Source organism: Micrococcus endophyticus (assembly GCF_014205115.1).
GTDB classification, from domain to species: domain Bacteria; phylum Actinomycetota; class Actinomycetes; order Actinomycetales; family Micrococcaceae; genus Micrococcus; species Micrococcus endophyticus.
In genome coordinates, this window is record NZ_JACHMW010000001.1 from 1 (window position 1) to 12,302 (window position 12,302).

Here is a 12,302-nt window from a genome sequence, read left to right on the forward strand (position 1 = left end):
AGCTCGGCCAGGCCCACGCGGGCCAGCTGGCGGCGGGCCACCTCGGCGGCCTCGGCCTTGGAGCGCTTGAGCACCTTCACCTGGGCCACCGTGCAGTTCTCCAGCACGGACAGGTGGGGGAACAGGTTGAACTGCTGGAACACCATGCCCACGTGGCGGCGCAGGGCGTCCAGATCCACGTCCTCGTCCGTGACGTCGAACTCCCCGACGGTGATGCGGCCGGAGTCCGGCTTCTCCAGGAGGTTCACGCAGCGCAGCAGCGTGGACTTGCCCGAGCCGGAGGGGCCGATCAGGCACACGACCTCGCCCGGGGCGACGTCGAGGTCGATCCCGCGCAGGACGTGGTTGGACCCGTAGGACTTGTTCAGGTCGGCGACGTGCACGCCGGCGGCGTCCACGGCGGGCGCGGCGGACTGGGGGGTCTGCTGGGCCATGTCAGTGCCCCTTCTTGGTCGAGCGGGCCTCGAAGCGGCGCGCCAGCAGGGACAGCGGCACGGTGATCACGAGGTAGAACAGGCCGGCCACGAGGATCGGCGTCATGCCGGCGTCGAGGGCGGAGATGCCGTCGCGGCCGAACTTGGTGAGCTCGTACTCGTGCGCGGCCAGGCCGAGCACGTAGACCAGCGAGGAGTCCTTGGTCAGCAGGATGACCTCGTTGGTGAGCGGGGGCAGGACGATCCGGAAGGCCTGGGGGATCACGATGGTGATCATGGCCTGCCACGCGGGCATGCCGAGCGAGCGGGCGGCCTCCATCTGCCCCGGGGGGACGGCCTGCAGGCCGGCGCGCAGGGTCTCCGCGATGTACGCGGCCGCCACCATGCCCAGGGCCGTCATCACGACGACGGGGATCGGCCACGAGACGCCGAACGCGAAGGGCACGCCGTAGCCGAAGGCGAGGAACACGAGCAGGGCGGGGACGCCGCGGAAGAACTCCACGTACGCGGTGGCGAGCCAGCGGTACGGGGCGAACGCGCTCATGCGCATCAGGGCCAGGACGATGCCGCCCAGCAGGCCGACCACGAACGAGGTGGCGGTGTAGAACAGCGTGTTGCCCAGGCCCACCAGGATGATGTTCGGGAACAGCGGCGCCACGGCCGGGAAGTTTAGGACGTTCTCGCCGATGGTGCCCCAGTCGATCAGCAGTGCGAGCACCACGATCGCCAGGACGAACACGGCGGCCTGGATCGCCAGGGAGACGGTGCGGCGGCGCCGGGCGCGGCCGGGCCGCGCGGGGGCGGCGGTGGTCTGCGTGCTCATCGGTAGTCCTCCTGGGCCAGGCCGAACCAGCGCTCCTGGAGCTCGGCGACCGTGCCGTCGTTGCGCAGCTGCTGCAGGGCGCGGTTCACGGCGGAGCCGAGCTGGGCGTTCTGCGGGGCGACCGCCATGCCGAGCTGTTCGCCGGTGGGCAGGTTCTCGACGACCTCGAAGCGCTCGTCGTCCTTGAGCGAGTAGAGGATCACGGACTGGTTGCCCAGCAGCGCGTCCACGGTGCCGGCCTGGAGGGCCTGGACCTGCATGCCGCCGTCCTCGAACTCGATGGGGTTCAGCCCGTTCTCCTTGGCGTACGCGTCGCCCGTGGTGGCGGCCTGGACGCCCACGCGGCGGCCCTTCGCGGACTCGACGTCGGTGATGCCCGAGTCCGTGGCGGCCACGAGCACGAGGTCGTCGTCCAGGTAGGGCAGCGTAAAGGCCATGGCCCGCTGGCGCTGCTCCGTGATGGAGATGGAGGAGGCGTTCAGGTCGCAGCCGGTGAGCGAGGCGCCGGACTCGATGGCCTCGAAGGAGGAGTCGATGACGTTCACCCCGAGCCCCAGCTCCTCCGCGATCGCGTTCACGAGCTGGATGTCGTAGCCGGTGAGCTCGCCGTCCAGCTCGAACTCGAACGGCGGGTAGGGGATGTCGGAGCAGACCGTCAGGACGCCGGGCTGCACCAGGTTGTACGTGGTGCTGAGGTCGTCGTCGGAGACGACGCCGGCCACGCCGGAGTCACCTCCCAGGACGGCGCAGCCGCTGAGCGCCAGGGCGCCGGCGCCGAGCGCCAGGGCGCGGAGCGCGCGGGTGGGGGTGCGGTTCATGGGGGCCTTCCGGGCCTGCGCGGCCGGGGTGAGGGGGCGGGCGGAGGTGGGCGGCGTCGGCGGGGTGCGGCCGGGCCGTCCGGGTCAGGGTGACATCGTAGGGCTCCGGCGGCGTCGGGTGTCCAGCATGCGGAAGCGTGACGGGCCCCGGCGGGCCCGCGCGGCCCGCACCGGGAGGGGCCCGGTCCCGACGCGTGGGGCCTGGCCACCGGGCCCCGCGCCGGGGAGGATGGCACCGAGGAGCCCGCACGACAGACCGACCCCTGGAGGATCCCGATGCGCCGCACCGACCGACCCCGCAGCCGTCCCGCCCGAGCCCGCGTGGTCGCGGCGCCGGCCCTGCTCTCCGCCGCCGCGCTGGCCCTGGTCGGCTGCGGCGGCGGGGACGACGCCGAGCCCTCGGCCGCCCAGACGGTGACCGTCACGGCGAGCCCCGAGGAGGCTGCGTCGTCGTCGCCCACGACCTCGGAGGCCGCCTCGTCCTCGGTGGCGGCGTCCGCGTCGGCCGACGCGTCCGAGTCCGGCCCGACGGGGGCCGGTTCGGACCTCACGGACGAGCAGGAGGAGCGCGTGGAGGCGCTCGAGGGCGTCCTGCTCACGCCCCAGACCGCGCCCGACGGCGTGTTCACGGACATGGAGACCCAGGCCGGCGTCGGCGGCGAGCCGATCAGCACCAGCCTGAGCCTGACGGGCGTCACCCCCACGGGCGCCTGCGCAGACCTCATCGAGCAGATCAACACGCAGCAGGCCCCCGGTCTCGGCGGTGCCCTGGCCCAGTACGAGGTGGACCCGGCCGCCGTCACCGGACTGGCCGGCTCCCAGGCCGGGGCGTTCGGCATGGTCGCGGTCACCGAGGGCGGCACCGATCTGCTGGCGCCCTTCGGCGAGCTGGCCGACACGTGCGGCACGTTCGGCGACCCGGACGGCGTCGAGGCGGCCTTCACGAAGGTGCCCGGCGTGCCGGACGCGGCCCACATCGCCCTGGGGAACTCGGGCATGGACACGGCCCTGTTCACCATGACCGTCGGCGGCGTCACGGACGGGGACGAGCTCGTGTACCTCGGCATGGTGGGCCTCGACGAGGAGATCGCGGCCGAGACGCTGCGTGCCCAGGTCGAGGCGTTCGAGAAGCGGGAGCGCTGACCTCTCAGTCGTCGGGCCGGGACGTCGGCTCGAGGCGGGCGCCGTCGTCGAGCACCGGGGCCGCGTGGAACGGGCGGCCGGAGCTGACCTCGGCCGCCGTGCGCCGGGCGGAGCCGATGGCGAACATCCGCCCCTCCTGGGAGAGCAGGGGGGTGGCGTCGATCGAGAGGTCCTCGTCCTCGCGCACGGCCTCGGCCACGAGGCGGGCCAGGCGCCGGCTGCGGTCCTCGTGGCGCTCGGCCGCCTCGAGGACCACGGTGTGCCGCGTGGCCAGCTGGATCTCGGAGGCGGCGTCCACGCCCACGGCGAGCTGGCGGCCGCGCAGCATCTCCGCGTCCAGGGCGGCCCCCGCGAGCAGGACGATGCACGCGATCCAGGCCAGGACGAGCACGCCGATCGCCGAGTTGATCCGGCCGACCACGGCGAACTGGCCGAACCGGTCCGTGATCCAGCCCAGGGCCAGCGTGGCCGCGAACAGCAGGACCACCACGGAGACCGCCCCCGCGGACAGCGGGCGGTAGCGCGGCGGCACCACGTTGGGCCCGAGCCGGTAGGCCAGGGTGACCGTCAGGGCGATCACCACGAGGATCACCGGCCACTTCACCACGTTCCAGGTCAGGACCGTCTCCTCGGGCAGGCCCACCGCCTGGCCGATGCGCAGGGAGAGGTCGCCGCCGAGGACCACGAGGATGACCACGAGCACCGTGCCGACCATGAGGGCCAGGGTCTCCACGAGCAGCACGAGCCGGAACTGCAGGAACGGCCGGCCCTCGCGGGTGTCGTGGATGCGGTGCATGGCCCGGTGGAACGCGCCCACGGCGCCCGAGGCGGAGACCACGGCGCCCAGGACGCCCAGCACGACGGCGGAGGTGCCGGTCCCGGCGGAGCCGAGGGTGAGGATCCACTCGCGCACGGTGTCCGGGGCCAGGGACGGCCAGATCTCGGTGGCGAGCTGGGCCGCGGCGTCCACCGTCTCCTCCTGGACGCCCAGCAGGGAGACGAGGGAGACGAGGGCCACCACGGTGGGCAGCAGGGACAGAGCGGCGAAGAAGGTCATGGCCGCGGCCACGTCCCAGACCTGCAGCTCCAGCAGGCGGTGCGTGGTGCGCCGCAGCACGTACAGGAGGGACACGCGGGGGCGTGCGTACGTGCGCAGGCGGCGGGGCGCCGCGGTGGAGCCGGACATGACTCCACGCTAGTGCCCGGGGCCGGGGTGCCTCGCCACGCTGGGCGCACTACTGCCAGGTAGCGCTGAATTTACTTGGCAGTAGTGCGCCCGGTGCGGACGCCGGGGCGAGGTCTGGGGCGGAATACCTCTGGCCCCGGAAGAGTTGAGCTGAATAGACTCAACTTCCTCTCGGCGGTGGGAATGGCCCGCTGTCGACGGTTGTCCGACACCCCCGGGACACGGGGGAGAGAAGGAGCGATGCGCACATGGATGCCAAGTTCACCACCAAGAGCCAGGAGGCGCTCTCGGCCGCGGCCATGAACGCCTCCACCGCCGGCAACCCCCAGATCGAGCCGGCCCACCTGCTGAAGGCCCTGATGGACCAGCGGGAGTCCGTCGCGGTGGCCGTCCTCAAGGCCGCCGGGGCCGACCCCGACGCCGTCTCCACGGCGGCCTCCTCGGCCATCCGGCGCCTGCCCTCCACCCAGGGCAGCACGGTGGCCCAGGCCCAGCTCTCGCGCGCCGCACTGCAGGTCGTGCAGAACGCGCGCACCCAGGCCGAGCAGCGCTCCGACCAGTTCGTCTCCACCGAGCACCTGCTGCTCGGCGTGGCCGCGGACCCGGGCGAGGCCGGTGAGGCACTGCGCTCGAACGGAGCGAGCCTCGAGGCGCTCGCCGCCGCCCTGACCCAGGTGCGCGGCGACTCCCGCGTCACCACCCAGGACCCGGAGAACACCTTCCAGTCCCTGGAGAAGTACGGCACGGACCTCACCGAGGTCGCCCGCTCCGGCAAGCTCGACCCGGTGATCGGCCGCGACGCCGAGATCCGCCGCGTGGTGCAGGTGCTCTCGCGCCGCACCAAGAACAACCCCGTGCTCATCGGCGAGCCCGGCGTCGGCAAGACCGCCGTCGTCGAGGGCCTGGCCCAGCGGATGGTGGCCGGGGACGTCCCCGAGTCCCTGCGCGGCAAGACGCTGATCAGCCTGGACCTGGGCGCCATGGTCGCCGGCGCCAAGTACCGCGGCGAGTTCGAGGAGCGCCTCAAGGCCGTCCTCGAAGAGATCAAGGCCGCCGAGGGTCAGGTCGTCACGTTCATCGACGAGATCCACACCGTCGTGGGCGCGGGCGCGTCCGAGGGCGCCATGGACGCGGGCAACATGCTCAAGCCCATGCTGGCCCGCGGCGAGCTGCGCCTGATCGGCGCGACCACCCTCGACGAGTACCGCGAGAACATCGAGAAGGACCCCGCCCTGGAGCGCCGCTTCCAGCAGGTCTACGTGGGCGAGCCCAGCGTGGACGACACGATCGCCATCCTGCGCGGGCTCAAGGAGCGCTACGAGGCCCACCACAAGGTGGCCATCGCCGACTCCGCGCTCGTGGCCGCGGCCACGCTGTCCCACCGGTACATCACCGGCCGCCAGCTGCCCGACAAGGCCATCGACCTCGTGGACGAGGCCGCCTCGCGCCTGCGCATGGAGATCGACTCCGCCCCGGAGGAGATCGACGTCCTGCGCCGCCAGGTGGACCGCCTGACCATGGAGGAGCTCGCACTCGAGGGCGAGACGGACCCGTCATCCGTCGAGCGGCTCGAGGCCCTGCGCGCCGAGAAGGCGGACCGTGAGGAGGAGCTCACCGCCCTCACCGCCCGCTGGGACGCGGAGAAGGCCACCCTCAACGAGGCCGGTGACCTGCGCGCCAAGGTGGACGAGCTGCGCTCGCTGGCCGAGAAGGCCCAGCGCGACGGCGACCTCGCCGAGGCCTCCCGACTGCTGTACGGCGAGATCCCCGCGCTGGAGAAGCAGCTCGAGGAGGCGGACCGCGCCGCCCGCGAGGCCGACCGCTCGACCACCGAGCCGATGGTCTCCGAGGAGGTCACGGCGGACGACATCGCCGAAGTGGTCTCCGCGTGGACCGGCATCCCCGCCGGCCGCATGCTCACCGCCGAGTCCGAGAAGCTGCTCACCATGGAGGAGCACCTCGGCGAGCGGCTGATCGGGCAGCGGGACGCCGTCGTCGCCGTCGCGGACGCGGTGCGCCGCTCGCGAGCCGGCATCGCGGACCCGAACCGGCCCACCGGCTCGTTCCTCTTCCTGGGCCCCACGGGCGTGGGCAAGACCGAGCTCGCCAAGGCGCTCGCGGAGTTCCTCTTCGACGACGAGCGCGCCATGGTGCGGATCGACATGTCCGAGTACGCGGAGAAGCACTCCGTCTCCCGCCTGGTCGGTGCCCCTCCGGGCTACGTCGGCTACGACGAGGGCGGCCAGCTCACGGAGGCCGTGCGGCGTCGCCCGTACTCGGTGGTGCTGCTGGACGAGGTGGAGAAGGCCCATCCCGAGGTCTTCGACATCCTGCTTCAGGTGCTCGACGACGGCCGCCTCACCGACGGCCAGGGCCGCACCGTGGACTTCCGCAACGTGATCCTGATCCTCACCTCGAACCTGGGCTCGCAGTTCCTCGTGGACCCGACCCTGGACGAGGCCGCCAAGCGCGAGTCCGTGATGTCCGTGGTGCGCGCGGCGTTCAAGCCCGAGTTCCTCAACCGCCTGGACGAGATCGTGCAGTTCGACGCACTCACCGTGGCCGAGCTGACGCGGATCGTGGACCTGCAGGTCGAGTCCCTGCAGGCGCGCCTGACGGACCGCCGCCTCACCCTCGAGGTGTCCGACGCCGCCAAGGCGTGGCTCGCCGAGACCGGGTTCGACCCGGCCTACGGCGCCCGGCCCCTGCGCCGCCTGGTGCAGCGCGAGATCGGCGACCGCCTGGCCCGCGGCATCCTCGCCGGGGAGATCGCGGACGGGGACACCGTGGTCGTGGACCGCGCCGAGGGCGAGGAGGGCCTCACGGTCGCCTCCGCCTGACCGGCTCGCGCCGCCCGCCCGGCCGGCCCCGCCACCCCGCCCACCCCGCTTTCGTGTGGGAAACGGGAGCCTTCCGGAGGGCTTTCGTGCGGGAGGCGGGAGGCTTCCCTTCCGCCGAGACCGGCCGTCCCCGTCAGGGGGCGGCCGGTCTCGTCCGTCGCGAGGCCTGCGGGGCCTGCGGGGTGCGGGCGTGTCGCTGGTTCCCTGCGGAACCCGGGTCTGACTAGGGCGTGAGTCGCATCACGTCACCCGATCGAGAGGTCCTCCATGTCCATGCGACGTCGTCCCGCCCTCCTCGCCGCGAGCGTGCTCGCCGCGAGCCTCGCCGTGGCTCCGGCCGCCGCGGCGATCCCCGCCCACGCGGCCGGCGGACCCGCCTCCGCGGCCTCCGCGGCGGCCCCCGCCGCGGACCGTGCCGGCGGCAACCCCAACAGCCCCGAGAAGCTCGTGGCGGCCATCAGCGCCGCCAACCTGGAGCGGGACATCCGCGCCTTCGCGGACATCGCCGAGGAGCACGGCAACCGCGCCGCGGGCACCCCCGGCTACGACGCCTCGGTGGACTACGCCGTGGCCGAGCTCGAGAAGGCGGGCTACGACGTCGAGCTCGAGGAGTTCGAGATCACCTACACCGAGACTCTGCGGGACGAGTTCACCCAGGAGGGCCCCGTGCAGCGGGAGCTGCCCCATCAGGTGCTCACCTACTCGCCCTCGGCCACCGCCGAGTCCGCGCAGCTGGCCGTGCCGACCGGCGCCCTCGGCTGCACCACGGCGGACTGGGGCGACGCGGACCTCACCGGCCGGATCGCGCTCGTCTCGCGCGGCGAGTGCCCCTTTGCCCAGAAGTCGACGACGGCGGCCGAGCTCGGTGCCGAGGCCGTGGTCATCTACAACAACGCGGACGGGCCGCTCAACGGCACGCTCGGGGCGCCGTCGGACGACTACGTGGGCACCGTGGGCATCACCCGGGCTCTCGGCCAGGAGCTCGTGGCCCAGGCCGCCGCGGGCCCGGTCACCGTCAGCCTCGACCTCGAGCAGCTCGTGGAGCAGCGCCCGACCGTGAACATCCTTGCGGAGACCCGCACCGGCCGCGACGACAACGTCGTCATGGTGGGCGCCCACCTCGACGGCGTCCCTGCCGGCCCCGGCATCCACGACAACGCCTCCGGCTCCGCCGTGACCCTCGAGGTGGCCCGCCAGATGGCGAAGGTCAACAAGACCGGGAACACGGTCCGCTTCGCCCTGTGGGGCGCCGAGGAGATCGGCCTGCTCGGGGCCGCGCACCACGTGGCCGAGCTGAGCCAGTCCGAGCGCGACGCCATCGCGATGTACGTGAACCTGGACATGGTGGCCCCGCTGGACCACCAGAACACCCTGGGCGTCCTGACCGGCGACTTCTCGCTGGGCGCGGAGTCCTTCCTCCAGGAGCAGCTCGAGCGCGACGGCCACGAGCACGGCCCGGCCGGCAACGGCGGCAACTCGGACTACGCGCCGTTCGTGGCCGCGGGCATCCCGGCCACCGGCCTGCTGTCCTACTACGACGACAACTACCACACCGCCCAGGACGACATCGAGAACGTCTCCATCACCTCGCTGACGCACTCGGCCCGGGCCGTGGCGAACCTGGTGGGCACGTTCATGCACGACACCTCGTCCGTGAACGACAAGTGCAACGCCGGCAAGTCCGGCAAGCCGAAGCAGTGCTGATCCGGCGGGGACGCCCGTCCCCGCCTCCGCCCGCGTGACGGGTGCGACCGGCCGTCCCCGTGCGGGGGCGGCCGGTCTCGTCTGCGCCGGGCGATGAAGAGGTGCCGGGGTCGGGGGCGCCGTCGTCGTGGCGGAGCGGGGAGACTCCCCTTTCCCGCACGAAAGCGGTGGGGGAGGCTCCCTTTTCCCGCACGAAGGCGATCAGAAGGCGCCGGGCAGGGAGGCCTCGACGCCGGCGCGCGCGGCCCAGCCGATCAGCCCGGCGGCCAGCAGGCCGGTGAACACCGTGTAGACCACGATGGAGACGACCTGCCAGAGCATCACGTACCCCTTGGTCGCGCCGAGCCCCACCATCGCCGGCCCGGCCACGTGCCCGGGCAGGAAGACCCACGGGCCGAGCATGCTCACGCCCGGCACGCCCCACCGCTCGAAGCGCTCCCGAATCCGGGCGTCGGCGGCCGGCGGACGGGGCGGCGGGAGGGGTGCGGCTCACCGTGGCCAACGACGGCGCCCGCCCACCCACCGCCCCGCCGGGCACCGGCCTGGCCGGGCTCGCGGCCCGCGCCGCGGAGGTCAGCGGGCGGCTGTCCGCCGGGCCCGACGACGACGGCGGGTTCCGCCTCGAGCTGACCGTGCCGACGTCGTCAGGGGCGACGACGCGCACGGACCTGACCACGACGACGGGGGAGGACACATGATCCGCGTGCTGGTGGCCGACGACGAGGCGCTGATCCGCGGCGCCGTGGAGGCCCTGCTGGCCCTCGAGGAGGACCTCGACGTGCTGCCGGGCGTCGGCACGGGGGACGACGCCGTCGCCGCTGCCCGCGCGCTCGTGCCGGACGTCTGCCTGCTGGACCTGGAGATGCCGGGGCTGGACGGCGTCGAGGCGGCGCGGGAGATCCTGCGCTCCGTGCCCACCCGTGTGGTGATCTTCACGCGCCACGCGCGGCCCGGCGTGCTGCGGCGGGCGCTCGCGGAGCGCGTGTCCGGGTTCGTGCCCAAGTCGACGCCGGCCGAGGCGCTCGCGGACGTCCTGCGCCAGGTGGCGGCCGGGCGGCGCTACGTGGACCCGGAGATCGCGGCCTCCGCGCTCTCGGGCGAGCGCAGCCCGCTCACCGACCGCGAGCTCGACGTGCTGCGCGCCGGACGCACGGCGGCGCGGGTCGAGGACATCGCCGAACGGCTCCACCTCGCGCCCGGCACGGTGCGCAACCACCTCTCCCACGCCATGGGCAAGCTCGGCGTGCGCACCCGCCACGAGGCCGCCGAGCGGGCGTGGGAGGAGGGCTGGATCTGAGGCTCCCGCGCCCCGGGAGGGCGGCCGCGGGCGGCCCCCGGCGGGGCGCCGCGGTCGGGTCGGCGGTGCGGGCTGAGGCCGCACCGACCTGGGCCGGGACCGCGGGGGAGTGATGTATCCTTGTCCGCACGAACCATATTGACCAGTGAGTACCTCGGCGGGCCCCTGTGCGCCACAGATCCGAGGCGGCGAGAGATGCGAAGGGGGTCACGCTCATGGGGCGCGGCCGTCAGAAGGCGAAGGCCACGAAGCAGGCACGGGAGATGAAGTACTTCTCTCCCGGAACGGACCTCTCGGCACTGGAGCGAGAGCTCACGGGCGGGCGCACGCGCGCCCCGGAGCCGGAGTTGGACCAGGAGCCCGAGTACGAGGATCCCTACGCGGACCTCTACACGGACGACGATGAGGACGACGACGCGCGGGCCCGATGACGCCCGCACGCCACCCCGCCCTGGACGGACACCAGGCCGCACTGCGGTCGATCGCCCGGGTGGTGGATGAGACAGCACCGCTGCAGGACCCCGAGACCGCGTCTCGGGGTCTGCTGCGTCTGCTGGAGGAGGCCCGGCCGCTCGTGATCACCGGCGCGGGCGTCTCCACCGACTCCGGCATCCCGGACTACCGCGGGCCGAACGGCTCGCTGCACCGGCACCGGCCGATGACCTACCAGGAGTTCCGGGACGACCCGGCCGCCCGGCACCGCTACTGGGCCCGATCGTTCGTGGGCTGGCGGCGCATGGACCAGGCGCGCCCGAACGCCGCGCACCGGATCCTCGCCGGCTGGGCCGCGCGCGGACTGGTCTCCGGGATCCTCACGCAGAACGTGGACGGGCTGCACGCGCAGGCCGCCGCGGAGGCGGGCGCGCCCGAGGACCGGCTGATCGAGCTGCACGGCGACCTCGCCCGCGTGGTCTGCCTGCACTGCGGCGCCACCGAGTCCCGCCGCGACCTGGACGTGCGGCTCGAGGCCGCGAACCTTGGGTACCTGGAGCGCGTGAGCATCGACCCGGAGGCCGTCAACCCGGACGGCGACGTCACCCTCGACCGGCACTGGGTGGACGAGTTCGCCATGGTCGGCTGCCTGCGCTGCGGGTCCGTGGAGCTCAAGCCGGACGTCGTGTACTTCGGCGAGTCCGTGCCCGTGGCGCGCCGGGAGGCCGCCGAGGCCATGGCCGACGACGGCGGCGCCGTGCTCGCCGTGGGCACCTCGCTGGCCGTGATGAGCGGCTACCGGTTCGTGCTGCGCGCCGAGCGGGCCGGCAAGGACACCGGGCTGATCAACCTGGGGCCCACGCGGGCCGACCCCAAGGCGAGCTGGCGCTGGCGCGCCCCCGTGGCCGACGCGCTGGCCTGGCTCGACTCCCGCCTCTGACCCGGTGCTTTCGTGCGGGAAACGGGAGGCTCCGGGGGTGCTTTCGTGCGGGAAACGGGAGGCTTTCCGCCCCGTAAAGTTGCATGATGGATGCGAGTATCATGGATCCCGTGAGCACCCCCACCGATCCGCACCGTCACCCGGCACCCGACGCACGCGTCCGCGTCCACGCGGGGGACGCCGTCGTCGCCGACGGGCCGCTGTGGGCGCGCGCCGCCATGTTCGCCGTGCCGGCGGTGTGGTTGGGACTGCTGGTCGGGATCTCGCTGATCGAGGCGCCGCTGAAGTTCACCGCGCCCGGCATCACGATCCCGCTCGGGCTGGGCATCGGGCGCCGCGTGTTCTTCGCGATGAACCTCGTGGAGGTCGTGCTCGCGGTGGTGCTGCTGGTCGCGCTCGCCTGCGTCCTCGGGCGCCCGCGCGGGCTCACCGCGCCCGGCCCCGGCCGCCTGTGGCTGGGCGGGCTGACGGCCGCCGGGCTGCTGGCGGTGAAGGCCGTCGCGATCCGCCCGTTCCTCAACCGGCGCACGGACCTGGTCCTGGCCGGGGTCGACGACGGCGGCTCGTCCTGGCACTACCTCTACATCGCGGTGGACGGGCTGCTCATCCTCACCGTCGTCGCGCTGATCGTGGCGGCGGCGCGCCACCTGCTGGTCCGCCCGGTCGCGGCCTGACCCGCCCCGCC

13 protein-coding genes are annotated in these 12,302 nt (G+C 73.4%); 8 read left to right on the forward strand and 5 right to left on the reverse strand.

The window, feature by feature from the left end:
• The 3 genes from HDA33_RS00005 to HDA33_RS00015 all read right to left on the reverse strand — a co-directional run.
• Window positions 1-434 (reverse strand): amino acid ABC transporter ATP-binding protein (locus HDA33_RS00005; protein ID WP_184169518.1); only part of this gene is annotated, 434 nt, incomplete at its 3' end.
• 1 nt (window position 435) lies between these two features.
• Window positions 436-1,257, reverse strand: a complete 822-nt coding sequence (locus HDA33_RS00010; RefSeq protein ID WP_184169522.1) for an amino acid ABC transporter permease — start codon at window positions 1,255-1,257, stop codon at window positions 436-438.
• Window positions 1,254-2,075: an ABC transporter substrate-binding protein gene (locus HDA33_RS00015; RefSeq protein ID WP_184169525.1), complete on the reverse strand. Its 822-nt coding sequence runs from the start codon at window positions 2,073-2,075 to the stop codon at window positions 1,254-1,256. The genes HDA33_RS00010 and HDA33_RS00015 overlap by 4 nt, the downstream gene beginning before the upstream one ends.
• Before the next feature lie 276 nt (window positions 2,076-2,351).
• Here HDA33_RS00015 and HDA33_RS00020 point away from each other — a divergent pair, with 276 nt between their 5' ends.
• A complete protein-coding gene (locus tag HDA33_RS00020) occupies window positions 2,352-3,218 on the forward strand; it encodes a hypothetical protein (protein ID WP_246416829.1) in 867 nt (288 codons plus the stop codon).
• Window positions 3,219-3,222: 4 nt separating this feature from the next.
• Here the strand turns inward: HDA33_RS00020 and HDA33_RS00025 are convergent, their stop codons facing one another.
• Window positions 3,223-4,404 (reverse strand): YihY/virulence factor BrkB family protein, encoded by a 1,182-nt coding sequence (locus tag HDA33_RS00025; RefSeq protein ID WP_184169528.1) that lies wholly within the window; start codon window positions 4,402-4,404, stop codon window positions 3,223-3,225.
• 248 nt (window positions 4,405-4,652) lie between these two features.
• Between HDA33_RS00025 and clpB the strand changes: the two genes are divergently transcribed.
• A complete protein-coding gene (gene clpB / locus HDA33_RS00030) occupies window positions 4,653-7,244 on the forward strand; it encodes an ATP-dependent chaperone ClpB (protein WP_158494123.1) in 2,592 nt (863 codons plus the stop codon).
• Window positions 7,245-7,511: 267 nt separating this feature from the next.
• Window positions 7,512-8,948 carry a M20/M25/M40 family metallo-hydrolase gene (locus HDA33_RS00035; protein ID WP_184169531.1) on the forward strand — a complete coding sequence of 479 codons (1,437 nt, stop codon included), beginning with the start codon at window positions 7,512-7,514 and terminating at the stop codon, window positions 8,946-8,948.
• Between the two features lie 201 nt (window positions 8,949-9,149).
• Here the strand turns inward: HDA33_RS00035 and HDA33_RS00040 are convergent, their stop codons facing one another.
• A complete protein-coding gene (locus HDA33_RS00040; protein ID WP_184169534.1) occupies window positions 9,150-9,356 on the reverse strand; it encodes a hypothetical protein in 207 nt (68 codons plus the stop codon).
• 74 nt (window positions 9,357-9,430) lie between these two features.
• Here HDA33_RS00040 and HDA33_RS00045 point away from each other — a divergent pair, with 74 nt between their 5' ends.
• The 5 genes from HDA33_RS00045 to HDA33_RS00065 all read left to right on the forward strand — a co-directional run bounded on the left by HDA33_RS00045 (window position 9,431) and on the right by HDA33_RS00065 (window position 12,291).
• On the forward strand, window positions 9,431-9,646 hold the full coding sequence (locus HDA33_RS00045) for a hypothetical protein (protein ID WP_184169537.1): 216 nt from the start codon (window positions 9,431-9,433) through the stop codon (window positions 9,644-9,646).
• Window positions 9,643-10,245 carry a response regulator transcription factor gene (locus tag HDA33_RS00050; protein WP_017488741.1) on the forward strand — a complete coding sequence of 201 codons (603 nt, stop codon included), beginning with the start codon at window positions 9,643-9,645 and terminating at the stop codon, window positions 10,243-10,245. Before HDA33_RS00045 ends, HDA33_RS00050 begins: the two co-directional genes overlap by 4 nt.
• A gap of 215 nt (window positions 10,246-10,460) precedes the next feature.
• Window positions 10,461-10,676 carry a DUF3073 domain-containing protein gene (locus HDA33_RS00055; protein ID WP_184169541.1) on the forward strand — a complete coding sequence of 72 codons (216 nt, stop codon included), beginning with the start codon at window positions 10,461-10,463 and terminating at the stop codon, window positions 10,674-10,676.
• A complete protein-coding gene (locus HDA33_RS00060) occupies window positions 10,673-11,617 on the forward strand; it encodes a Sir2 family NAD-dependent protein deacetylase (RefSeq protein WP_184169545.1) in 945 nt (314 codons plus the stop codon). Before HDA33_RS00055 ends, HDA33_RS00060 begins: the two co-directional genes overlap by 4 nt.
• Before the next feature lie 218 nt (window positions 11,618-11,835).
• Window positions 11,836-12,291 carry a hypothetical protein gene (locus tag HDA33_RS00065; protein ID WP_246416961.1) on the forward strand — a complete coding sequence of 152 codons (456 nt, stop codon included), beginning with the start codon at window positions 11,836-11,838 and terminating at the stop codon, window positions 12,289-12,291.
• Window positions 12,292-12,302 lie beyond the last annotated feature (11 nt).